The organism is Nostoc sp., assembly GCF_036917555.1.
Taxonomy (GTDB): Bacteria; Cyanobacteriota; Cyanobacteriia; order Cyanobacteriales; family Nostocaceae; genus Nostoc.
Genome location: NZ_JBALDD010000063.1, coordinates 271,471 through 295,496 on the forward strand (window position 1 = coordinate 271,471; position 24,026 = coordinate 295,496).

The following is a 24,026-nucleotide window of genomic DNA, read 5'->3' on the forward strand; positions in this document are numbered from 1 at the left end:
ACAAATAGATTAAAACAATAGTACATTAAAAATATGTATAATTCCTAATAAGTCAAAAGCCAGCGCGCAACTTTCTCAGGGCTGACGCACTGGCTTCTGGCTCCCTCTCACAGGAGACATATTCCATGTTAAGACCTGTTTGCCACAAAACAGATGAACACAGAAGTTATCTACAAGCTTTAGATGACTTCGGTATTGCTGAACTCTTGGCGAAACTCAGCGATTATTGTCAACAGCAAGAACAAGAAACTTTAGCAGCGTTGTTGATTTCCCAACTAACCCAGAGTCTTGATGCTGAACTAATTGCTAATTATTTGAGTGCGATGGCGCTCAATCGCCAGGATTTACTCCCAAGATTAATTAACCAGAAATTTTCTGCGAGTTCTATTGATTTACCCGACGACTTTCCTAATACAGCAAAGACACCCCGCTTTTTGTATGGCGACAAATTGCGTTGGATTGGTTCTGATACTGATTGGGGAACTGCGATCGGCAGATTTTATAGCTTTGCTCCCCATCTTTGCTGCTGGACTTGGTGCTACCTGATTTGGTTGAGTTCATATTGCCCCAGTGCCGCTTGGACATCTGCCGATATTGCTTGTGAACAAGATTTAGAACCAGTGGAAGGGTCGCTGCTATGACTAATCCGCGTCCTTTACAGGTAAGAGAGCAAAATTTGATTGATCTATACAGCCATTGTCAACTAGGAATGACACCCAAGAATTTTTATGCCAAGTGGGATGTCAATCATGAAGCGATCGCTCGGATTTGCTCTCGTTCACTTTCAACTGTCCGGCGTTGGTTTTCCAAGGGTCGCAATTATCGCAGTCCTATGCCAAGTGATTTACGCCATCTTGCCCTGATGGACTTCCTGCTAGAACACTTCGAGGAAATTCCCGAAGAATGTCTGAATATACTCTGTTCTCTCACAGAGCATAAGTAGGAATCGAAAAGTCAATTAATTGCAATGTCAGGATGATATTTTTTTACCAGCCACTTTCACAGTAGGGTGGCTTTAGTTTTGAGAATATTTAAGTCACTTTTGTCTATTATTTGACTGCAATTTACCAGCTAAATCATAAGTATGATCAGGAGGTTTTTATGACCTACATTGAAAAGCTAAATCCTTGGTGTATAGTCTGCCATTTTCCTAGTATGCAACATCAAATAGTTGCTCGTTTTCGTCGCCGCAGTGATGCAGAAGCTCATTCACAAGCTCTGCACCGACTGATACCAACCAAGTGCAACTTTCACAATCATTTTCAATCCAGCAGTCGAGCAACCAGAGCAAATTACCCCATGATTCTGTCGTTCTGGAAGTCAACTTAACTTCTAGCGAATTCTTTTGTTTGTTGAAACATACGATATGCCTCCTTGCTCCTTTTTTCTATGAAAACAAGGGGGATAATTTGTAGCTAATATTTCAAAAGTACTACTATGTTTGCACAAACTCCGTCATCAATATGACTTTTGATACTTTACGATATCGGCAAAACTCAGAAAACACCGCTGACACCAACCATCCACCCACACTGCTAGAATCTTAAATCTTGCCCCACAGTTTGGACATTCTGATAACAAAATTAATTGGTGGCGATCGCACCCTTGCGTTATCTTTAACTGCCATTCAATCTTGTGACAAGGTGATTCAATATAACAAGCAGTACATAACCGAATCGGCTCAAGCTTCATACCCACTCCAGCAGGTGGTAACATTTGCGCTAACCTATCGGCATCAAGCCCCACAACCTTAGCCAAAGCCTCTAATTGCTGGCGAGATGGTGGCGGATTAAACCGGAATTTTCCCACCGTGCGATCGCACTCCCAAGTCCTATGGCTTTACCTAATCCAGTAGGCGTTAAATCATTTGCCCGTCGAAAACGCCCTAAAAAGTGACTCAAACTTTCTCCCTGTAAAGGTTCTATTTGAAACAGCCAAGGTTGAATTTCTACAACTTCCATTACTTGTACTCCGCTACTACTTCTTTTAGCGTTTCCAAATCAACCTTCTGTAATCCTTTATTTAATGCTCTAATTGCTGCCTCTCTCAGAATCATATCCAGCAAACCAATATAACCTCCTGTCGCCTCACCTAAAATCTTCAGCATCGTCTTGCTGGAAAGATTGGAAGCAACTGGTAACTGCAAAACCTTCTTTTCCCAAATTTCTATTGTCCGTTTAAAATCTTCTCCTGTCATCTTGCCAAACCGATGACAAGCTCGAAAACGGTTATACACTTGTTCATCCCGCTTAATCACTGCATCCAAGCGGTCTGTTCCCACCAAAATTACTGCTATTTCTAGGTTGTCAAAAATATCCCGCACTTCAGCAAACGTTTTGGGTTTCAAGCGGTCAGCCTCATCAATGATTAGCATTTCCACTCCACATCCTTTAAGAGCATTACGTGTTCTATCTCTAATCTCCGCTACAGTTCCTTTAGTAAACTGATACTTCAAATGCTTAATAATTATTCCAAAGAACTCTTTTGCACCGCATTCTTGAGATGCTTGTGTATAAGCTATAGGCATAGTTGGAGGTTGTTCTCTTACTTGCTTGGGTGGATTATCAAGGCTATATTTATCACAAGCAACACTTTTACCTGTACGCGATTCTCCTACTATACGACCACACTGGCGTGATTGAAGCTTTCCATCCAACCATTTATGGAGAGTTTTTACGTGTTCGAGTTCAACAATATTTTTACGTCTAAGTCGTTCAATATCAGAAAGTAATTGTTCATTCGCTACGATACCGCTATTACCAACCGTAATTTTCTCGTAGTTCTTCGTAATCAAATACTTCTGGCATATCAGGCTCTAGCTCATTTTCAACAGATGGTGTGTCTATTTCTTCTAGTTCCTTTTGCAATGGCTGTTCAACTTTTTGAACTACAGCCTGTTCTGCTTTTTGACGTTCCTTCTTGGTTTTCTTTTGGGTTATGAAAGTATCGCGATCGCGTACCTCTGCCAACATTGAGCGATTGCTAATCATCTTCCCTGCTTGCCGAATCTTGCGACTACTAGCTTTCGCCTCATCCAAAGATAATTGCTCAGTTTCTAAATCCTGAGCAAATGCCCTAGCTAAAAACTCTTCTTTATTACCCGAATAGCGATAAACCAACAAAGTTGTAATGTCTTTGGGGTCATAGCGCAGTACAACGCTTTCACCTGCATAACCTGCCAAATTTTCTCCCCGATACATCAGATTTTCAAATTGCAGATACCCACCTCTATAAATGGAGCGTCGAGTTTGCTTCATCAGGCAAATACGTAACTCCTCTTCTGAAATTACATTAGGAGAAGCAATTAACCCTGCTTCCCATCGTTGATAACGAGTTTGATCGCCAAGACGCGCATCAGGACGCTGGTTATATTTATCTACGATGTAGCGTACAAACCTATGTTCCAACTCCCGTAAAGTCAGACAAGCCTCCTTCTCAGCTTGCTCTGGACGTTCCTGCACATTTGATCCTGTGTATCCCGGCAAAGTAGAAAAAAAGTCAGTATTAAAGGTGCCAAAAGGACGCTCAACAATACCACCTTCGCTGGGGCGATCGCGTAAATGACAAACAAATCCCAATTGTACACCTATCTGTCGCAAATGGTTTGAGCGAAAATCTTTACCGCCATCGGTATAAAAATGTTCTGGTTTACCGTAGGTTCCCCATTCTTCATGGAGTCCATATTCTGACCCATACTGCTTTGGCAAAATTGCATGGCGCAGTGCTAATGCTACTACCTGAGAACTCGGAGCATCAAAACCTAAGTTTATCCCCATGATGCAACGGGAGTAAGTATCAACAACTGTTGTCAGCCAAGGACGACCCAAAAGTTCACCATGCTGATCTACCAGCAATAGGTCTACACGAGTATGGTCACACTGCCAAACATGGTTGCTATATTCTACTGATAAGTCTTTGCCATTGCGGGTTTTAACTGATAATCGAGAACCATGCCAACCTCGACTTCTAACACCTGCTTTTTGTTCTTGCTGCTCAATAATCGGTTGTAGAACTCGATACACAGTCCTATAGCTGGGATATTTTTTTTGTCCTAATTCAGCCGCCCTTGCTTGTACTCTGATTGCCACTTGTTGGGGAGTAGTTCGCTTACTACCTTTATTGCCTTCCTTATAAGTTTTGATGATGAACTGTTGCCAATCGGTGTCTATTCGATGTTTGCCTTTGTCAGCCCGTGCTGTAGTTTGAAGTGCAGCTAAACCTGACTCTTCCCATTTTTTTACCAGTCGCCGTACCGGTCGCACAGACTTGCCTAGTTTGGCTGCGACCTCCCTTTGTCTTTCTCCATAAGTGATGCGATCGCATGGTTCTAGTAATTGCTCAATCATATCCAGCAAATGCCTATCATCTGCTGAGAGTTCCGTCACAATCTCATCCTTTTCTGCCTCTTGATCGCTATTGGTATGATCGTCCAGCATTTTCACATAATTGTTTAATACAAACGTAGTTGTATTGTACTATAATCCATAATGGACATTTATTTTGTCAATTTTTATAAAAATGTAGGCTCACAGCGTTTTTTAAGAAAGGACAGATATTTTGTCAAAACTTCAAAAGAGGACAGGTATTTTGGCAATAAGCCTCTAGTAGCCTATTTTCAGCCTAGAATAGTAAAACCCTTATCAAATAAGGGTTTTAAGCTAAATATTTTTGTAGACATTAATTTGTCAAGTGGTCATTTAATTTGGCAATCGACACAAATTAATGTCGTTCGGACTAATTAACTGTCGTTGGGACAAATTGATGTCGTTTAAGTGCCAGTGACAGATTAATGTCATTTATTTACAGAGACTATAGCGATAATGTCAACGTAGCGCTCTCTTTCAACCTTGCCTAATAATAATTATGATAACCCACCTAGTACCTGGCGGGTTATTACAACATTTTTGTATGCGTGCGTAATAGTTTCAGATTAGGCTTTCAACCCACCCAGTTGTACAGTGACTAATTATTTGTCGTTTGGACTAATTAACTGTTGTCGGGACAAATTAATTAGTCCCTTTACACCCATTGGTGTCAACTTAAGCTGAAAGCTATATTGGGTAGGTGTTTTACACATCACCTTACGGCCTCATCCCCTAACCCCTTCCCCCAAGGGAGAAGGGGAATTAAATCTCAGGCTTCCCTCTCACGGATGGGAGAGGGGCTGGGGGTGAGGGCAAAACGTTTTCACCAAGCGGGTTTCACGTTAAGTTGACACCAATGCTCTACACCTAGCCCAAACAAATATACTCTGAAATACCCAGACGCACCTATTCAGCTTCCAGCCAACCTGACGGGGTAACAAAGTAGCCTGAAAAGCTTGTGAGGTAAAAATTGTAACAATTTATGGTAAAAAAAGTAGGTCTAGCTTTGTCAAGAAGACCCACTTGTTGAAAATCTTGCCTACATTCTAGCAAACAGACCTGCAAAGTAATCTCAGTCTTGCAGAATATTTGTTACTCCAAATTCTCATTAATCTTCTACAATCAATTAAAAAAGTTAGCTTAGAAACCTTGGCTACTTCTTTGCCCATTCCCATTTTATTTGAAAGTAGAAGAAAGAAAATACAAAGATTTTTATCATCACCAAACCTAGAGACTCTTGAATTGGCGATGCCTTCGGCAACCCGAAGCGGGAACGCAGCCTAGAAAAAAAGATTCGATATAGAAGAAATGTTTCGAGATTTTAAGAAGGGTGGCTATAATTTAGAAGACACTAATATCTCTGGTGAACAGGTTAATTACTTTAATTTTATTAATAGCGTTAGCGAAGCGGCTCCCTTCGGAGTTTCGCCTACACTTGTGCCACCATCTCTGGACAATAAATTAAACGTAAAGGTATCCAAAAATCTGTTGGTCGTGTTAAAGAATATGGACGTAAAGTTAGGCGGCATAGCAGTTTTTATATTGGCTTATATGGTCAAACTTGGGTAAGTTTTGTAGAACCATGTCAAGATTTAGTCATGAAATTAATGCAATTAAGTCGTAATAAATGCAAGTATTATCAACAGGGTCTCAGGGCTGTGAAGCTTATTTTATCAGTATCCTAGCCTTTTTGTTGTCCCGTCAGCCAGCCAACTTTAAGGTGTAGGGAATATGCCACCTCACGTAATTACCCGAATTTGATATGAGATAATTAAAGCAAATTATTAAATATCAAAAAATGTCATTAACTATATCTTCCACACCTCAAGGTTTTAGTGCATTCATCACTAATTTGGGAATACGAGATACAACTGATGATTTTGTATTTATTAAATCATCAGTTCCTTGTATTGCAGATGGAGTCTTCACTCAAAGTCTTTTTGCTGGGCCAAGTATTACTATTAGCCGTGATAACTTAAAAGATTCACAAGCACAAGGAATTGTCGTTATATCTAAAAATGCAAATGTAGCTAATGGTTCTGTTGGCATCGCTGATGCTCAAGAGGTTCTGCAATTAGTGGCAACTGAAACTGGAATTGCTGCACATAATATTGTGATAGCTTCTACAGGTGTAATTGGCAGACGTTACCCTATTGAAAAAATCCGAGCTGGTTTATTAGGATTGGGCAAAAAATTGACTGATGCTGATTTTCATGCCGCTGCTCGTGGTATTATGACTACCGATACAGTAGCGAAACTAGCTACACGGCAAATAGGAAATGCCAAGCTAGTAGGAATTGCTAAAGGTGTTGGCATGATTGAGCCTAATATGGCTACCCTTCTAACTTTCTTTTTTACTGACGCTGCAATTTCTGCAAATAGCCTTCGTTCTATTTTTCGCTCTACTATAGATAAAACTTTTAATTGCTTGAGTGTAGACACTGACACTTCTACTAGTGACTCTGCTGTGATTCTTGCTAATGGAATAGCCGGTGAAGTTTCAGAACTAGATTTTGCTAGTGCATTGCAAGAAGTTGCACAGGAATTGGTGCTGAAAATCGCACGAGATGCAGAAGGTGCTACTAAGATAATTGAGGTAACTGTAGATTCAGCGATTGACTATGCACAAGCTAAAACAGTAGCGAAAGCAATTGTAAATTCACCATTAGTAAAAACTGCCGTTTATGGAGCAGATCCAAATTGGGGACGAGTTGCTATGGCTATAGGCAAATGTGAAAATGAACAGCAGATAAATCCAGAACGAGTTGTTATTAGTTTTGATAATGTGAAAGTTTATCCTAGTAGCTTAACTGAGGAAAATCTAGAACAGTTACGGCAAATTATGTCTAAAGATAAAGTAGATATTCATGTTAGCCTTAATATTGGCGATGCCTCTGCAACTGTATGGGGTTGCGATCTTTCAGAGGGTTATATAGAAATTAATGGTAAATACTCAACTTGATTAGACTTCTTACACAAATGCAAATTTCAAAGTCCCTCTCCCAAGCTTAAGAGAGGGATTTAGGGTGAAAGCTCATTGATTCATTGCGCTCGGTGTTGAAGAAAGAGCGTAGCGTCTCATAGATAAGGGTCAATTAGTGGGGGATGATTTATTATTGCCCTTTGTAAGGTTAAGTTGACTTTTTCGCTCGAATTTTGTCAAAGATTGTACCTTCATCAAAGAATTTTGCTTGAATCTCGTCCCATGCTCCTAAATCTTCAGCTTTGAAAATAGTTTTAATTTGGGGAAAAGTGCCTTCTGTTTCTTTGGCGATCGCAAAAAATCAATTGAACGCAGTTGTCCAAAACTAAATTCAGCTAAAGATTTTAGCTGTTTAGCTGTCCATGAGCGTTTGTGTTGAGTAGCAGAGATGATGCGACTCAGTAGTAATTGACTTACAGTGACTACCGTATCACTGATAATTTTAATCGACAGACACGATGTTAATAATAAACATTGCAATATTAATAAGGAACATTGCGATGTTAATAACAAATATCACGATGTTCATCACAAACATCACGATATTAATAACAAACATTGCAATGTTCATCACAAACATTACGATATTAATAAGAAACATTGCAATGTTGATCACAAATATCACGATATTAATAAGAAACATTGCAATGTTGATCACAAAGATCACAATGTTGGTAACGACAGCTTCTAGACCCAATTGAAAACAGCTACCTCTGCGCGATTCTATGAAAAAAATTCTCACCAGTTTTTTGGCTGTGGGCGTTTATCTAACGCCTATAACAGTAATGCTGATGGCTCAACCCACTTGGGGACAAACTCAAAATTCGCAAGCGCAAGAAGCAGAAAGACTGCTTGAGCAAGGGATAAAACTGACACAGCAACAGGAACACCAACAGGCAATACAAATATTACAGCAGGCTTTAACCATTGCGCGACAACTCAAAGACCAAAAAATTGAAGCAACTGCACTGCTTGGGCTTGGGCGTAACTACAACGCTTTAGGAGAAAAGCAAAAAGCACTCGATTTTGACAACCAAGCTCTGCCTCTTTTCCATGCTATGGGGGATCGCTCTGGTGTTGCGACTACACTCGATAACATCGGTAAAGTCTACGACGATTTAGGAGAAAAGCAAAAAGCACTCGATTTTTTCAACCAAGCTCTGCCCCTTTCGCGTGCTGTGGGCGATCGCTCTGGTGTTGCGACTACACTCAATAACATCGGTGGAGTCTACTTTGATTTAGGAGAAAAGCAAAAAGCACTCGATTTTTTCAACCAAGCTCTGTCCCTTAGGCGGGCTGTGGGCGATCGCGCAGGCGTTGCGACTACACTCAATCACATCGGTCGAGTCTACTCCGATTTAGGAGAAAAGCAAAAAGCACTCGAATTTTACAACCAAGCTCTGCCCCTTTCGCGTGCTGTGGGTGATCGCACAGGTGTTGCGACTACACTCAATGACATCGGTGCAGTCTACGACGATTTAGGAGAAAAGCAAAAAGCACTCGATTTTGACAACCAAGCTCTGCCCCTTAGGCGGGCTGTGGGCGATCGCGCAGGCGTTGCGACTACACTCAATAACATCGGTAAAATCTACTTTGATTTAGGAGAAAAGCAAAAAGCACTCGATTTCTTCAACCAAGCTCTGCCCCTTTCGCGTGCTGTGGGCGATCGCTTTAGTGAAGCTGGCACACTCAGTAACATCGGTGTAGTCTACTCCGATTTAGGAGAAAAGCAAAAAGCACTCGATTTTTACAACCAAGCTCTGCCCCTTAGGCGGGCTGTGGGCGATCGCTCTGGTGTTGCGAATACACTCAATAACATCGGTCGAGTCTACTACGATTTAGGAGAAAAGCAAAAAGCACTCGATTTTTACAACCAAGCTCTGCCCCTATATCGTGCTGTGGGCGAGCGCTCTGGTGAAGCTCGCACACTCAATAACATCGGTCGAGTCTACGACGCTTTAGGAGAAAAGTAAAAAGCACTCGATTTTTTCAACCAAGCTCTGCCCCTATGGCGTGCTGTGGGCGATCGCTCTGGTGAAGCTGTTACCTTAGTTAATATTGGTGTACTCTTCCAAAATACAAATAAGCCATTACTAATTTAGAGTAATCTCTCCAAATAAGCTTACAGGATGTTTAAAAAGTCGTAAAGTATACTAGAAATCCCGCTTCCATTCCTCTCCTTGAAAGGTCGAGAGGCTTTGAAACCCCCATTCCCTTGTAGGGAAGGGGGGCTGGGGAGGTTAGGTTTCTGAGGCTTAGATGTTACCAAAAATACTTTTCAAACATCCTCTTAGAAATGCGACAGGGCTTGCAAAAAATAAAATATTCTAAATTATTTGTAGATTTATAGGGGCGCAAGCAAGGTATTGTGCCCCTACAATGGTATGTTTTTTAACTGAAAGTCATCTAATTACACCTGACTTTTGATGGGAGTACGCAATGACTGTAAATATTTTTGTCCAGCTACTTAGCCTTACGTCGCGGTGATAAAAAAGATAGCTCCAGTACCAATAACTACCCTATCTCCGTCCAGACGAAAACTTACTATGTCTGTTGGAGCAAGTTTTTCTGATATTGTTGGTTCAAAGCTGGTTTGTGAAGAACTATATAAAATATATTCTCCATTATAATCACCGCTTTGTCCAGGTTGTAAAAGTTGGCGTTGTGGCTGTACAAACTGTCCAAAATTGTAAAAAGCTCTCGTACTTCCTGAATCATTGTTAACTTTAAAACCTCCCCTAATTTCAGAGGCTTCATCGGAGCTTAATTCAGATAAAAAATTGTCATTAAGGTTATCAAAGCTAATGGAAAAAGAATCTTTTACTGTTTGAGAAGTTGTTTTTAGCATGAGGAGTTTCCAAACAAAGACTTCAATTAACAAAACCTAATTCAGTAAGCAGAATTCACAATTGAATCTGTGTAACTTGTGGATAAATAAACAAGTTTCAGTAACCACACCAAAATAAAACTTTGGTGGTTTATTATCAAGTGAGTGGTTTGAATCCTCTACTAATTGATTCTGAATTTTGAATTCTGAATTTTGTATTGTTATTCAAAATAATCCCAAACTATAAAACTTTTGTCAAGCACTTTAATGATCTTTTATAACTCTGAAAAAATAATAATCGAAGCGACTGGAAATTGCTGCTACATAAGCAAAGTCAACCTCCACAGACTAATGTAAAAATACAGGTTGTAATTTTATTTGATCAGAGTAATAAAACAGGGTTATTAGAGCGCATGATGTGGCTTTTTAAATAACAGATGTGATACTTTTAATACTGTTTGGTTTTGCTGAAGCTGTTACTTTAGTTAATATTAGTGACCTATTCTAAAGTACAAATCTACTAATTGAAGCCATTACTAATTTGCAGCAATCTCTCTAAATAAGCGTAGAAATGCGCTGAGGCTTGCAAAGGGAAGATAGGACAATTTTTTTACAGGAAAACAATGTAAATACAACAGATTTAGTCAATATTGTTATTAATAAAAAAAAATATGCTTAAGCTTTTGAATGGGTTAACCGATTTACCACAGCCGACCTTGCTGATTATACTCGCCTCATTAATGCCATCATTTAGCGCTAAAGGGCAAACTACAAACCAATTCATTCACAACAACTTATCTGGTGTAATTGGCAGATCGCGAATTCGCTTACCTGTGGCATGATAAACTGCATTAGATATGGCAGCGGCTACCCCAACAATCGGAAGTTCCCCAAGGCTTTTGGTTCCTAGTGCATTCACATAAGGATCGTGTTCTTCAATGAATTGCACTTCCATATTGGGGATATCTGCATGAACGGGAATCAGGTAATCGGAAAGGTTAGCACCAACTATTCTGCCCTGATTAGCATCCATTACAGTTTTCTCCATCAGCGCCATACCGATTCCCCATGTAATCCCGCCGATAACTTGACTCCGCGCTGTCTTGAAGTTGAGAATTCGCCCTGCATCATAAACGCCTACGCAACGTCTAACTTTGATTTCTCCTAACAATTCATCAACTGCAACTTCGATAAATATCGCACCAAAAGAATGTTTGGCATATTGTTGGCTCTCTGGATTGAGTGAGGATTCCTCTGTAACTTCTAAACTTTCTAATCCATGACGGCACAGAATATCAGTGTAGCTGTCTCGTTTGGATGGGTCTTGTTTTAAGAATATTTGCCCTGACTCAACAGTAATATCTTCTGCTTGCGATCCATAAAGCAGAGAATTTGCATCTTCGATCGCCATTTTAATTATCTTATCCCGTGCGGCGATCGCTGCTTTATGCACTGCCGGGGAAACACTCGCAACTGTCATTGAGTTCCCTGTAATCGGGGCTTTGGGAAGATTAGTATCACCTAGTTCAAACTGTACTGGTAAACCTAATACTTCAGCAGCTACCTGCGTCATCACTGTATATGTACCAGTACCAATGTCTTGAGTACCACTTTGTACTTTCACTTCTCCAGTGGCAAAAATTTCTACCTTAACTGATGCAGTTCTAGCATTGGTGGGAAATGTCGCACTTGCCATTCCCCAACCAATCAGGAAATGATGATCTCGCATGGAACGGGGAACTGGATTCCGTTGTAACCAACCAAAAATTTGTCCCCCTTCTTGGTAACATTCTTTCAGGGATTTGCTTGACCAAGGTAATCCTTTGTGCGGATCGATATCTGCATGATTTCTCAGTCTTAGTTCAATTGGATCGATATTTAAGGTGTATGCCAGTTCATCCATTGCCGATTCTAAGGCAAACATTCCCGGCGCTTCTCCTGGCCCTCGCATAAAGGTTGGTGTGCCAGCGTTGATGCGTCCCAAACGGTATTTAATTTCCAAATTGGCACAGGCGTACATCATCGTTGTTGCTGCACCCACTGGTTCGGCAAAGTCATCAAATATGGAAGTTAAAGATGTACCAATTTGCTCGATCAGGGTTAGTTTGCCTTCCTTGGTTGCACCTAACGTTAGCTGCTGCTGAGTTTCGGATCGGTGGCCGCAAGCAGTGTACATTTGCGATCGTGTTAGTACTACTTTTACTGGACGTTTTACTTGACGAGCGGCGATCGCTGCTAAAATCGTATGCGATCGCAGCAGTGCTTTACAACCAAATCCGCCGCCTAAATATTTAGAGATGACGCGGACATTTTCTTCGGGAATATTCAGAATAGATGCAATTCGGCTTTGGGTTGCAGAAACGCCTTGAGTGGTTTCATATAATGTCAAATTATCCCCTGACCACATTGCTATGGTTGCAGAAGGCTCTAGGGGATTATGATGTTCTATTGGTGTAGTATAAACTTGCTCTACCACCACATCTGCCTGTACTTTCCCCGATTCAACATCTCCTCTGGTGATTTTAGCTGGCATCATGCCAAAAAATATTGATTCAGGTTCAAATATCTCTGTACGTGCCATTGTGACTGTCATAATGGCTTCTTCGTAGATAATTTTTATCTTAGAGGCAGCAGTTTCAGCTTGTTCTAAAGTTTGGGCAATTACAACCCCTAAATGTTGACCATCGTAGTAGATATTATGGTCTTTTTCAGTTGACTGAGGTTCTTGAGGACCAAAGAAGGGTATTTTTACCAGAGATGGGGTTTGTTGGTAAGTAATGATATCTACCACGCCGGGGGCGACTGCGGCTGCGGATGTGTCTATTTGGATAATTTTACCGCTGGCGATCGCGCTTTGAAAAATCACTCCATAAGTTAAATTCTCTATTGGCACATCGGCTGTGTAAGGTGCTTCTCCCGTTACTTTCAGCCTACCATCAACGCGATCAAGTGGTTTCCCAATAATTTTATTCATAATTTTTCTGCCACAACTGAGAGTGCGCGTACCAAAGCGCGTTTGACTAACTCAATTTTGAATTCATTGTCTGTTTGCGGTTTTGCTTCTTTGACGGCTGCTTCTGCTGCGGCTGTAAAGATATCTTCGTTAATTGCTTTCCTTTTGAGGAACTCCTCAGCATCCCTTGCACGCCAAGGTTTGGGTGCTACTCCTCCAAAAGCGATGCGTGCTGATTTTATTATGCCTTCTTCTATATCTAAAGCAACAGCTACAGAAACCAGAGCAAATTCGTAAGAAGCTCGATCTCTTACTTTTAAATAATGGGATTTATATGCAAAATCTGGAACTTCAATAGCAACAATTAATTCTCCAGGTTGTAATAGAGTTTCTTTTGCTGGTGTCTCACCTGGTAAGAGATAAAAATCATGAATTGAAATTCGACGTGCTTTTTCTATTCCTTGGATGCAAATCACTGCATCTAATGCCGTCAAAGCTACAGCTAAATCTGAAGGGTGAACGGCAATACAATGTTCACTAGCTCCGAAAATAGAATGCATTCGATTGTAACCTGTAATTGCCGAACAACCTATACCGGGAGTGCGTTTATTACAAGGAAAAACCGGATCACGAAAGTAACCACAGCGGACTCTTTGCAGTAAATTTCCGCCCACTGTTGCCATATTTCGCAATTGCGGTGAAGCACTTTGTAATAAAGCTTGGCTAATTACTGGATAACATTCCTGAATTTTGGGATGAAAAGCCACATCGCTCATTCGAGAGATAGCACCAATGCGGATTCCATTCGCTTGAGATTCAATATCTGCTAAGGGCAAACTATTAATATCAATTAATATATTCGCTGTTTGGACTCCATCTTTCATTAATCCTAGTAAATCTGTGCCACCAGCAATAAATGCGGCAGTTTTGTCTTGCTCAACTGTTGCGATCGCCACTTCTTCTGAGGTAACTTTGGCATAACTAAATGGCTGCATCTTCCTTTTCCTCTAGCACATCCCGAATCGCCGCAATAATATTTGGATATGCTCCACAACGGCAAAGGTTTCCACTCATCTTTTCTCGAATTTCTGCCTCAGATTTTGGCGATTCTTCTAATATCATCCCTACAGCTGAGACAATTTGACCTGATGTACAGTAGCCACATTGAAAAGCATCATGGCTAATAAAGGCTGTTTGCATAGGATGGAGTTTACCATCTTGTGCTATTCCCTCGATCGTGGTAATTTCAGTACTGATGTGCATGATTGCCAAAGTCATACAAGAGTTAATTCGCCGATTATTAACTAATACAGTACATGCACCACATTCACCGCGATCGCAAGCTTTTTTAGTGCCCATCAAACCTAGCTTTTCTCGAAGTGCATCTAGTAATGTAACACGAGGTTCTATCTTCAGGGAGTAAGATATATTATTAACATTCAGTGATAATTCTACTTCCTCTGATCCGAATATTTTCATTTCCTGGGTAAATGAGTCTGAAGTTATTAAAGCTAAGGAATTTTCTTTCATGTCTCATGTAGATAATAATTACATCATTTACTATAGTAGCGATAAAAATTCTGCGGTTGTTCTAGTTTGACATTTAGAATCTAAGAAGTAATGGCAAGATCGGATGGCATCAGGCGTAAAGAGCTAACCCCTTAAGCAAGGACTTGTGGGGAATTTACAAGAAGCAGTGATGAACTCACTTAAACCAATGACATAGAGAAATTAAATTTCATACAAACTCTTTTTCACAATTTTTTTGAATACGAAAATGATACCGTAAGCTTAGTGAACTTACAGGAAGTTTATGAAAATTAAAAGTTAAATTTAGTGAACTTATCGCTCAAATCAACGTAATGGTATTTATTTGCGTTTGTCAGATTGGTAAAAAATACTGAAGTATACAGTTTTTGTTACTACCAGCAACCGCAAAACTAATGACAATCCATTAGAACACGAATTCAGGGTTGATTCTTAAGGAAGATTGACTAAAAAAGTACTTAGGAGTCAAAGTAATGACTGTGGGTCTAGCTCAAAGGTAAAGTTGCCTTAAGACATGGAAGAAGCATATGTATTTGTAAGAATATTCTGAATTCTGACTTAATAATATGAACACAAATCTAACTCAGAAATTATCCCAACCCATAGTAGAGAAAGTTGCTATTGTCGGTGCTGGGCCAGGCGGTTTAGCTGCTGCGATCGCACTGAGAAGCCAAGGGATAAAGGTTCAAGTATACGAAAAAGCCCAAGAATTTCGTCCGGCGGGAACTGGACTAGGACTGGCTCCTAATGGTTTGAATTCTCTAGATGCGATCGCGCCAGGAATTGTCGAAACCCTCAAAAGTTCAGGATGCGAGGTTCACCACACGGTTTTAAAGAATATTCAGTCTGAGACAATCCGAACTAACGCAACTAAATATATAGAACAATACGGACAACCGTTGTTAACTATTTGGTGGTATCGTCTACAGCAAGTCTTAGCATCAAGATTGCCGCCTGAAATCATTCACCTCAATCATCGCTGCATCGGCTTTGAGCAAGATGCAAACGGTGTAAAAATTCATTTTGATGGTAAAAAATCAGTAGATGCAGATTTGCTGATTGGGGCTGATGGCGTTAACTCTGTCATTAGAGAAACTTTATTTGGTGAGGGTAAGCCTAATTATATCGGTAGTATGTGTTGGCGTGCCGTCATTAAGTATCGCCACGAGCTATTTAATGACTATGAACTAGTCTTTATTAAAGGCAATCAACAGTTTATGTACCTTCTGAATGTGGGCGGCGGCTATACCAGTTGGATTAGTCGGAAGTTCTCGCCTGAGTACTCCCTTTCCCACAGTGCTGATGAAGTGAAGTCTCGCATTCTCCATGAATTAGCCGACTGGGATGAATCCTTCCGGGTGGTGGTAGAAGCGACACCAGCCGAGGAAATTTGGGAAGGGCCAATTTGCGATCGCCCACCGTTAACTCAATGGAGTCAAGGCAGAGTCACTCTCTTAGGCGATGCAGCTCATCCAATGGCACCTGCAATGGGACAAGGAGCCAATACCACTTTTGAAGATGCATACCAACTACGAGAGTGTTTTTCTGATTCAGCTAATCTGCAAGAAGCTCTGACTAGCTATGAACAGTGTCGCATCGAGCGGACAAAACTCATTCAAACTCGTAGTGCTTTGGGTGAAATGCGGTACTATGACATTAGCACCGTGGCATCTACGGGACAGACGCAAGAGCGCCAAATGAATCTTAATGATGATTTTCACAAATGGGTGTACAACTTTAAGCCATCTGTAAAAAGATAAATTTTAGTGTAGTATTAGTAAACTTACTTTTATCACAGCAAGCGCTAATCTTATGGAGTAATTTAAGGCTATCAGAAGTGACTGTTTTTAGTCAAGCCTTCAAACACGACAAATTCGTTGAATAATTGAGAATTATTTGCACAAAATCAATATAACTTCATCTAATTGTTAATTTTTATGAAAAGCTAATAGCTATCCAATACAGTTCAGATAAGCTCAAAACCCAGATGTAGAGACGCGATTTATAGCGGTTATCGTTTACGTGAGGTACACCCATAGCCCCTCGTGATGTAATGTTGTAACCGCATCTGAATGGAAACCGCTATATCGCGTCTTGAAAGACCAATTATCTACACGAATAATCCTTAACTGAACCCTATTGGATCGCTATTAGCTTTTTGAGGTAAATTGAAGTATTAAATCTCGCTTTGGAGTTGCTAATTTACCCCTATTTTTGGCCGATATTGAGCGCAAGTAATCAGTTTAGCGTCTAGTTTTAAGTTCCTGAAAATTCTCAATTGTCAAAAATATTTCTTCATCAGCTATTTGACTATTGTAATCGATATTAATTTTAGTTGGATAGCCAAGTTTAGCATTGTATTCTACATCCAAGTTGAATGCTTTACGGTTGATAGCATCTTGAATCACATTAAAGAGTTCGGGAATTGTGTCGTATTTTTGAAAGAATTGTGGATTAACTGGTTTACCAGTAGCTACAGAAGTGATTGAAGTTGTTTGACCATTACGTACTTGAATAACTACTGGGCCTCTAGCATCTGGTATACAGAAGCAACTGTTGCTAACCGTAATGCGATAGTTATAAATATTTGCCTGCTCCCACAAACGCTTATTAAATCTCAACCGTCTTGAATTCAAGTTATTATTTGTTTGCGTTTGATATTGTGCTTTCTCTGCGGTAGTTTCGGATATAGCTGTTAGATTCAGACCTAGAGATAGCAATAGTGTTGCACTGATAAGGATAGGTAAACGCATATTAATCGATTTATTAGTTGTAAAAACTCTAACTATTCTTATAGTACAGCAAATTTCAACTTATTTACGAGAGGCTGTTTAAATAAACTTTATCTTTTAATTAATTTTTTTCGTATAAAAATAAATCTGCATTTTTAATAATGTCCATCCATAATCCAACTTTCAAGACATAAATTAGGAACTTTGCCGAAATATTTTTGATCGCCCAAAATTGCCTCCTTGTCCAAAGCAATCCCTACGGTGGTCACTGAGCTTTGTCGTACCACTTCGTGGAAGCAAGCTACGCGCAGCGTCTCGTAGAGAAGTGCTGGCTACGCCTACGCAGCAATTCTTAAGTTTTTCGTATCTACCTGGATTGAACTAATGAAAAAACAAGGACAACAAGAGACTTTCAAGCCTTTATCACATCTTGAAAGACCAATTATCTACACTAAGAACCCTTAACCCAAGCGTATTGAGATATAAAGAGTTTCTGCCTTCTGCCTCTGCAACCTCATACTTCATGCAAAAGAAAACTGCTGTATAATTCTCCCCATACTTGAAGTATGAGGAGGATTCAATTATCCCTAATTAGCAATATTAATGATTGCTAATTAGGATTTAGCTGTAAGCTTGCAGACATGCCTTAGCTTTTATGGATTTTGAGAGATGTTTACGCAACGATCTCAAAGTTTGTAGCTGATAATAATGGTGGGGCTGTGTATTGATTGTTATCGTTATCAATGTTGGCAAACAGACTACCTGTCCCCAAGCCTGGTGATGTCAAGTTTTGGTTGAAGAACAAGTTGCCAGTTCCAAGACTATAAGTAATGAGTCCATAGCTAGTTGCAGCTGCTGCATCATTAGCTACTATCGTAATTTGGTACAGATTATTGAGTCCGGCAAAAGTTGTCTTATCAAGGACAATTTTATCGCTATAGCTGCTGAAGTCAGTAATTTTATCTACACCGAGATCGGCACTATTGTACCTAGCACCTGAGTTGAATACAAAGCGATCGCTACCAGCACCACCAGTCAAGATGTCATTACCTTTACCACCTTGTAATATATCGTTACCAGCATCTCCATAGAGATTATCATTGCCAGCACCACCATAGAGGATGTCATTACCCTCACCACCGAAGGCTCTCAACGGTGTCGCTGTACCACTACCATCAAGGAAGTCATTGCCAGCCCCACCTGTGAACCATACTGCATTTACAGAAGTCCCTGACAGGTTGTTGACATCAAGGATGTCATCACCTCCACCACCATTGATTTCAAACCTCTCTGCACTGTCTACAGTCAGAGTGAAGGGAACCAGGTTCAGCCGATCGAAGATTGCTCTACCTTGAGCATCTTGTTGCAGGCGGAAGTTGTCTCCTACACCCGCGCCGTTGACCTCAACCACGTCATAGCCAGCATTACCACTGATTCTGTCGCTACCATCACCATTGTTCCAGATCAGGCGATCGTTGCCATTTCCGCCAGTGAAGGTGTCGTTTCCACGATTTCCAAGTATAATATCGTTTCCGTCCCCACCAGATAGAAAGTCGATACCATCGCCACCTCGTAACAGGTCATTACCAGTATCACCATAGAGGTTATCATTGCCAGTACCACCTGTAAGACTGTCATTACCCTCACCACCAAAGGCTCTCAACGGTGTCGCTGTGCCACTACCATCCAGCACATCATTGCCAGCCCCGCCTGTGAACCAGACTGCATTTACAGAAGTTCCTGACAGGTTGTTGACATCAAGGATGTCATCACCTCCACCACCATTGATTTCAAACCTTTCTGCACTGTCTACAGTCAGAGTGAAGGGAACCAGGTTCAGCCGATCGAAGATTGCTCTACCTTGAGTATCTTGTTGCAGGCGGAAGTTGTCTCCCACACCCGCGCCGTTGACCTCAACCACATCATAGCCAGCGTTACCGCTAATTCTGTCGCTACCATCACCATTGTTCCAGATTAGGCGATCGCTGCCATTTCCGCCAATGAAGGTGTCGTTGCCACGATTTCCAAGTATGGTATCGTTTCCATCCCCACCAGATAGAAAATCGATACCATCGCCACCTTGTAACAGATCGTTACCAGCATTTCCATAAAGGCTATCATTTCCACCCAAACCATTGAAGTTATCAGAAGCGGCATTACTAGTACCTACATCTGCTCCATTAGTCGGCCCTGGCCCTGGAATCCAAGTTACTGCCATGATTAATACTCCTAATTCTTAATTTATCTAAGTGAACAATGAGTTACTAATACTTCATTTTTAAGAAAAGTATCGAAGTACTAGTTTCTGTCTACTAACTACAAAACTTCTAGTTTTTAGCTGCTAAGTATTAATCAGAGATATGTTCTTCTTTTATGCAAAAGATTAGTTTTTGTAAAATTTCTTCACTATGAGTTTTAGAGACAGACCTAACCTTCTCACGTCATTTTAAAAAGAGAGAATAGCTTGTGAATGCCTTTTGCAAGCTAGCTTTCGACTATTGAACGATTTTCGTTAAAGTTTAAAATAGTGCTTCTAATCTGCGAGGATTAAATACCTATTTGTTAAATTTACCACTTAATAGCTAGGTATATTACCTAGCTCAGATATATTGATTGCACAGTTACCAATCACTTTTATGAAAAGAGCCAAATCTTATTAAAAGCAATGCTAAAAAAGAACTTCAAGCGTTAGGGCAAAACGTACAATCAATATCTTACTTAGTGTAATAGACATTTTTAACCTTCAAATAGTGTTTATATATCTAATTAGCATCTATATAACATCGCAAATGTGTTAAGATCCTGCTTGAAGAACTTCATAACCGTTTGTATTAAATTCGTCATTGAAAAAATCGCACAAGGGATGAAGAACATCAATCATTTCTTTATCTTTTTCTCTATGTAAACAAACTACCTTCCTTTGTCGGCTTATGTTGTATGTTTGGAAACATAAAGCTTGTATCCAAGAATGATTATTTAAAATTCCTTCTACGCTTAATTCACCTTCAATATTTCTCGCTCCTTCAAATTCAATGGCTGAAAATATTCTTTCACCTACCTTGCCAAATGCTGAATGCCAAAATATACCGCTAACCATAGATTTTCCTAGCTTTTCTTGAAATATAGGAACAGAATTCAATCTCCAATCGTATGGCATTAGCATTAGAGATAAATCGATAAAAAGTATAGTTTTTCCAAGTGAAAATTGTTCTTCCTTTAAATTATTATTAATTTTATTAATTATAATTTCAATAACTCTAGTTTGAATTAAATTATTATATAAATTCCCTTTATTACTAATATTAAAAGGACTAATACCAGCTTCAGCAACTGCTATCTCTCTTCCAGCTTTAATTTGCTCTTCAAGAGAAACTTGAGCGTTTAAACCTTCGTTTATAGCATTATAATAATTTAGCTCTCCGTTAGCAAAACCTAATGTTTTCATTTCAATATAAAATGTTTCATTATTTAATTTAACTCGAAAATCAGGTGTTTTTTTTCCTTGACTTTCGGTTATTCTCTCTACAAGTATATTTTTATTTTTAATAAATAAATAAGTGACAGCTTCGTTATAGTAATCAAGAGCTTGCTTCAGAAAAATATTGTGTCCAACTGTGTAGTTTTGCAAAGAATTAATTATACTTTTTCTCTTGATTTTAATGAATTCTTCATGATTAGCAGCAGTATCGATCTCTTCACAATAATCTAAGGAGAAAGTATTTAAAATAGGATTAATAGTAGTAAAATTTCGATTTTCATGTAGTAATTTAAGGATAAGTAAATATAACATCTTTTAAATATGAATCGGATAGTTGTTTCAATTAAATTATATTATTCCCTATCTAAATAGTCTTTCTGATTAAAATTATTATATTAATTTTTATTGTCATCACTTTCCTAAAAAACCAAAGTAGAAATCGCATTTCCTTTCTGCTGCTCAGTCACATCCAAATATTGCTCCAGAGCAGCTACGACCAGAATTTTACAAATCTCCCCAATCAAAATTTAGGAAGCGTCGAGCATTCAGCTTGGTATATTTTTCAGTTCCTGTTCCAGGAAAAGGCGTAAGCCCCAATAAAAAAATCGGCGTTATGGAGAGTAGCGCAAGGCACGATTTTTCCCAAATTGGGAAAAGCGATCGTCTACGGTGCGATAAATTAAGCTTCATGAATCACACACTTACACTTGTAAATACTTGTGTCAATTAAATTACCCTATCGATAAACAGATATTGGGCTGGCATATTCAAGCAATTGTTCCCATCCCCAGACCCATGTAGTTTTCACTAGAGAGGCAGTCTACCTAGTGCATTGCGTCAATGGAGGCGGCAGCCCACCAATGAGCATTCTCTGGCAGAGCCAGGGAACAAGAGAATACTAACTTGCGGCTAAATTGCTCCAACTGACGTAAGGTAATTTTGTAGCTGTTGCCCGAACTTGATCAGCATTCGCCACCAACTGACCGCAAGCGTCCCAAGTTCCAGAAATGAATGTGCTTCTTGTCCCTTCACCGATCGCAACTGGGGCAGTGTAATCACCAATTTGCACTTGCAAGGTTTCCAAATCCACTGTCACGGCGGCTTGGGGATTAGCAGCGACTAAATCTTGTAGTTGTTTAACAGTAACAGCATCGGCTGTCAGACAAGGTATGCCCATTGCCACACAGTTACCGAAAAAGATTTCTGCGAAGCTTTCACCGATTAAAGCTTGGATTCCCCATTTTGCGATCGCTTGGGGTGCATGTTCCCGTGATGAACCACAGCCAAAGTTACGATTGACTATTAAAATATTCGCCCCTTGGTACTGGGGTTGGTCAAAGGGATGTTCGCCTTTAAGTGCTGTTCGGTCATCAATAAACGCACCTTCACCTAACCCATCAAAGGTAACGGCTTTCAAATATCGTGCGGGAATGATGCGATCAGTATCTATATCATTGCCCACTAAGGGTATACCGCGCCCTGAAACTGTTTTAACTTCACTCACCATAGATTTTATCTATTATTTCAATGACAGTCTGTTGAAAAATGGATGAGGGAGATGAGGGGAATAACCAATCCCCCATGCCCTTTTGGAAATTACAGCAACTCGCGCACATCAGAGACTTCGCCTTTAATCGCAGCAGTGACGACCATCGCCGGACTCATTAACAATGTCCGACCAGAAGATGAACCTTGTCTTCCTTTAAAGTTACGGTTGGAGGAGGAGGCGCTGATTTGTCTTCCTTGTAGCTTATCGGGGTTCATGGCCAGACACATAGAACATCCTGGTTCACGCCACTCAAATCCGGCTTCCTGAAAGATTTTATCCAGTCCTTCAGCTTCTGCCTCTTCCTTCACCCTTTCCGAACCGGGGACAACAAAAGCTTTGATTCCTTCTGCAACGTGGCGACCTTTGGCGATTTTTGCCGCTTCTCGCAAATCACTAATTCTGCCGTTGGTGCAACTACCAATAAAGCAGACATCTATTTTAGTGCCCTTGATTGGTTGACCGGGATATAAATCCATGTAGCGGTAAGCTTCTTCGGCAATGAATCGGTCTTCTTCCAGCAATTCTTCCGGTTGAGGTACTGACTGGTTGACACCGATACCTTGACCGGGAGTAATCCCCCAAGTGACAGTAGGAGAAATTTCCGCAGCGTCAAATACTACTACATCATCATATTGAGCATCTGCATCGCTCCTGATGGATTCCCACCAAGCCACTGCTTTATCCCAATCTGCACCAATGGGTGCAAAATCTCTGCCTTTGAGGTAATCGTAAGTGACACGATCGGGATTGACATAGCCGCATCTAGCACCGCCTTCGATCGCCATATTGCAGACAGTCATCCTCTCTTCCATATTCATTTGTTCAAATGTCGTCCCTGCAAATTCGTAGCCATAACCCACACCACCTTTCACGCCGAGGGTGCGGATGATATGCAGGATAACATCTTTGGCGAAAACACCAGAGTTGAGAATGCCGTTAACTTCAATTTTGCGGACTTTCAGTTTGGAAAGGGCAAGGGTTTGGGAAGCGAGAACATCTCGAACTTGGCTAGTACCGATCCCAAATGCGATCGCACCAAATGCTCCATGACTGGAAGTGTGGCTATCTCCACAAGCGATCGTCATTCCTGGCTGAGTGAGTCCAAGTTCGGGAGCGATGACGTGAACTATACCCTGACTACCAGAGCCAATGTTGTAAAAAGTTATGTTATTTTCTTGACAGTTATTTTCGAGCGCCTGAATCATTTCCTCTGCCAAGCTATCGGCAAAGGGACGCGCCTGGTTTTCTGTCGGCACAATATGATCGACTGTGGCGACGGTACGCTTTGGAAACAGTACCTTTAGATCCCTCTCGCGTAACATAGCAAAAGCTTGGGGACTGGTGACTTCATGAATTAGATGAAGCCCGATAAATAGTTGCGTCAGCCCTGAGGGAAGTGTACCAACGGTGTGTAAGTCCCAAACTTTGTCAAACAGGGTACCTTTGCTCATACGTCAATCAATATTTAAGGAGTCCGGTCTTAAATAGTATCAAAAAAAGTCTAGGTTTTTGCAGATCACTTAAATATTACTTACAGCTTTGGGTAAAATTGTGACGAATTAAGGGGGGAAATTTAAACGCATAGGCGCATC

19 protein-coding genes and 2 pseudogenes are annotated in these 24,026 nt (G+C 40.4%); 7 read left to right on the plus strand and 14 right to left on the minus strand.

All coding sequences use genetic code 11. From position 1 onward, the window contains the following. Nucleotides 1-125 precede the first annotated feature (125 nt). The 3 genes from V7K60_RS23680 to V7K60_RS23690 all read left to right on the plus strand — a co-directional run bounded on the left by V7K60_RS23680 (nt 126) and on the right by V7K60_RS23690 (nt 1,329). On the plus strand, nt 126-641 hold the full coding sequence (locus V7K60_RS23680; RefSeq protein WP_334928896.1) for a hypothetical protein: 516 nt from the start codon (nt 126-128) through the stop codon (nt 639-641). Then, the gene (locus V7K60_RS23685) at nt 638-943 is read left to right on the plus strand and encodes a helix-turn-helix domain-containing protein (RefSeq protein WP_334928898.1); all 306 of its coding nucleotides are present in this window, start codon (nt 638-640) and stop codon (nt 941-943) included. The genes V7K60_RS23680 and V7K60_RS23685 overlap by 4 nt, the downstream gene beginning before the upstream one ends. Before the next feature lie 158 nt (nt 944-1,101). Further along, a complete protein-coding gene (locus tag V7K60_RS23690) occupies nt 1,102-1,329 on the plus strand; it encodes a hypothetical protein (RefSeq protein ID WP_334928900.1) in 228 nt (75 codons plus the stop codon). A 129-nt stretch (nt 1,330-1,458) separates the two neighbouring features. On the opposite strand, the gene V7K60_RS23695 is transcribed toward V7K60_RS23690, so the two are convergent. The 4 genes from V7K60_RS23695 to V7K60_RS23710 are packed head-to-tail and all read right to left on the minus strand — an operon-like array spanning nt 1,459 to nt 4,436. Next, on the minus strand, nt 1,459-1,809 hold the full coding sequence (locus V7K60_RS23695) for a hypothetical protein (RefSeq protein ID WP_334928902.1): 351 nt from the start codon (nt 1,807-1,809) through the stop codon (nt 1,459-1,461). Beyond that, on the minus strand, nt 1,764-1,961 hold the full coding sequence (locus V7K60_RS23700) for a hypothetical protein (RefSeq protein ID WP_334928904.1): 198 nt from the start codon (nt 1,959-1,961) through the stop codon (nt 1,764-1,766). Before V7K60_RS23700 ends, V7K60_RS23695 begins: the two co-directional genes overlap by 46 nt. After that, on the minus strand, nt 1,961-2,794 hold the full coding sequence (locus tag V7K60_RS23705) for a TniB family NTP-binding protein (protein ID WP_334928906.1): 834 nt from the start codon (nt 2,792-2,794) through the stop codon (nt 1,961-1,963). Before V7K60_RS23705 ends, V7K60_RS23700 begins: the two co-directional genes overlap by 1 nt. Further along, nucleotides 2,757-4,436, minus strand: coding sequence for a Mu transposase C-terminal domain-containing protein (locus V7K60_RS23710; RefSeq protein WP_334928908.1), 1,680 nt, complete (start codon nt 4,434-4,436; stop codon nt 2,757-2,759). The genes V7K60_RS23705 and V7K60_RS23710 overlap by 38 nt, the downstream gene beginning before the upstream one ends. Nucleotides 4,437-5,648: 1,212 nt before the next feature. Here V7K60_RS23710 and V7K60_RS35405 point away from each other — a divergent pair. Both V7K60_RS35405 and argJ read left to right on the plus strand, forming a co-directional pair. Then, a pseudogene (locus V7K60_RS35405) lies at nt 5,649-6,049 on the plus strand (IS4 family transposase); the annotation flags it as partial. Nucleotides 6,050-6,162: 113 nt separating this feature from the next. Further along, entirely contained in the window at nt 6,163-7,326 is a 1,164-nt protein-coding gene (gene argJ, locus V7K60_RS23720) for a bifunctional glutamate N-acetyltransferase/amino-acid acetyltransferase ArgJ (RefSeq protein WP_334928910.1), read from the plus strand. A gap of 249 nt (nt 7,327-7,575) precedes the next feature. Here the strand turns inward: argJ and V7K60_RS23725 are convergent, their stop codons facing one another. Continuing rightward, nucleotides 7,576-7,827, minus strand: a complete 252-nt coding sequence (locus V7K60_RS23725; protein WP_334928912.1) for a hypothetical protein — start codon at nt 7,825-7,827, stop codon at nt 7,576-7,578. A gap of 245 nt (nt 7,828-8,072) precedes the next feature. Here V7K60_RS23725 and V7K60_RS23730 point away from each other — a divergent pair. Continuing rightward, nucleotides 8,073-9,425, plus strand: a pseudogene (locus V7K60_RS23730) (tetratricopeptide repeat protein); the annotation flags it as partial. Nucleotides 9,426-9,820: 395 nt separating this feature from the next. Here the strand turns inward: V7K60_RS23730 and V7K60_RS23735 are convergent. The 4 genes from V7K60_RS23735 to V7K60_RS23750 all read right to left on the minus strand — a co-directional run bounded on the left by V7K60_RS23735 (nt 9,821) and on the right by V7K60_RS23750 (nt 14,657). Further along, entirely contained in the window at nt 9,821-10,195 is a 375-nt protein-coding gene (locus V7K60_RS23735; RefSeq protein WP_334928916.1) for a hypothetical protein, read from the minus strand. 763 nt (nt 10,196-10,958) lie between these two features. After that, complete coding sequence (locus V7K60_RS23740) at nt 10,959-13,148, minus strand: xanthine dehydrogenase family protein molybdopterin-binding subunit (RefSeq protein ID WP_334928918.1); 2,190 nt, start codon at nt 13,146-13,148, stop codon at nt 10,959-10,961. Then, a complete protein-coding gene (locus V7K60_RS23745) occupies nt 13,145-14,122 on the minus strand; it encodes an FAD binding domain-containing protein (RefSeq protein ID WP_334928920.1) in 978 nt (325 codons plus the stop codon). Before V7K60_RS23745 ends, V7K60_RS23740 begins: the two co-directional genes overlap by 4 nt. Next, on the minus strand, nt 14,109-14,657 hold the full coding sequence (locus V7K60_RS23750; protein ID WP_334928922.1) for a (2Fe-2S)-binding protein: 549 nt from the start codon (nt 14,655-14,657) through the stop codon (nt 14,109-14,111). The genes V7K60_RS23745 and V7K60_RS23750 overlap by 14 nt, the downstream gene beginning before the upstream one ends. Before the next feature lie 584 nt (nt 14,658-15,241). Between V7K60_RS23750 and V7K60_RS23755 the strand changes: the two genes are divergently transcribed. After that, nucleotides 15,242-16,435 (plus strand): FAD-dependent oxidoreductase, encoded by a 1,194-nt coding sequence (locus V7K60_RS23755; RefSeq protein ID WP_334928924.1) that lies wholly within the window; start codon nt 15,242-15,244, stop codon nt 16,433-16,435. Between the two features lie 483 nt (nt 16,436-16,918). Here the strand turns inward: V7K60_RS23755 and V7K60_RS23760 are convergent, their stop codons facing one another. From V7K60_RS23760 to leuC, 5 genes are all read right to left on the minus strand, one after another. Continuing rightward, nucleotides 16,919-17,428 carry a DUF6174 domain-containing protein gene (locus V7K60_RS23760; RefSeq protein ID WP_334928926.1) on the minus strand — a complete coding sequence of 170 codons (510 nt, stop codon included), beginning with the start codon at nt 17,426-17,428 and terminating at the stop codon, nt 16,919-16,921. Nucleotides 17,429-18,080: 652 nt separating this feature from the next. Continuing rightward, nucleotides 18,081-19,625 carry a calcium-binding protein gene (locus V7K60_RS23765; RefSeq protein ID WP_334928929.1) on the minus strand — a complete coding sequence of 515 codons (1,545 nt, stop codon included), beginning with the start codon at nt 19,623-19,625 and terminating at the stop codon, nt 18,081-18,083. Between the two features lie 576 nt (nt 19,626-20,201). Next, nucleotides 20,202-21,197 (minus strand): hypothetical protein, encoded by a 996-nt coding sequence (locus V7K60_RS23770; RefSeq protein ID WP_334928931.1) that lies wholly within the window; start codon nt 21,195-21,197, stop codon nt 20,202-20,204. Nucleotides 21,198-21,783: 586 nt separating this feature from the next. Continuing rightward, nucleotides 21,784-22,392 carry a 3-isopropylmalate dehydratase small subunit gene (leuD, locus tag V7K60_RS23775; RefSeq protein ID WP_334928933.1) on the minus strand — a complete coding sequence of 203 codons (609 nt, stop codon included), beginning with the start codon at nt 22,390-22,392 and terminating at the stop codon, nt 21,784-21,786. Nucleotides 22,393-22,481: 89 nt separating this feature from the next. After that, nucleotides 22,482-23,885: a 3-isopropylmalate dehydratase large subunit gene (gene leuC / locus V7K60_RS23780; RefSeq protein WP_334928935.1), complete on the minus strand. Its 1,404-nt coding sequence runs from the start codon at nt 23,883-23,885 to the stop codon at nt 22,482-22,484. Nucleotides 23,886-24,026: the final 141 nt, after the last annotated feature.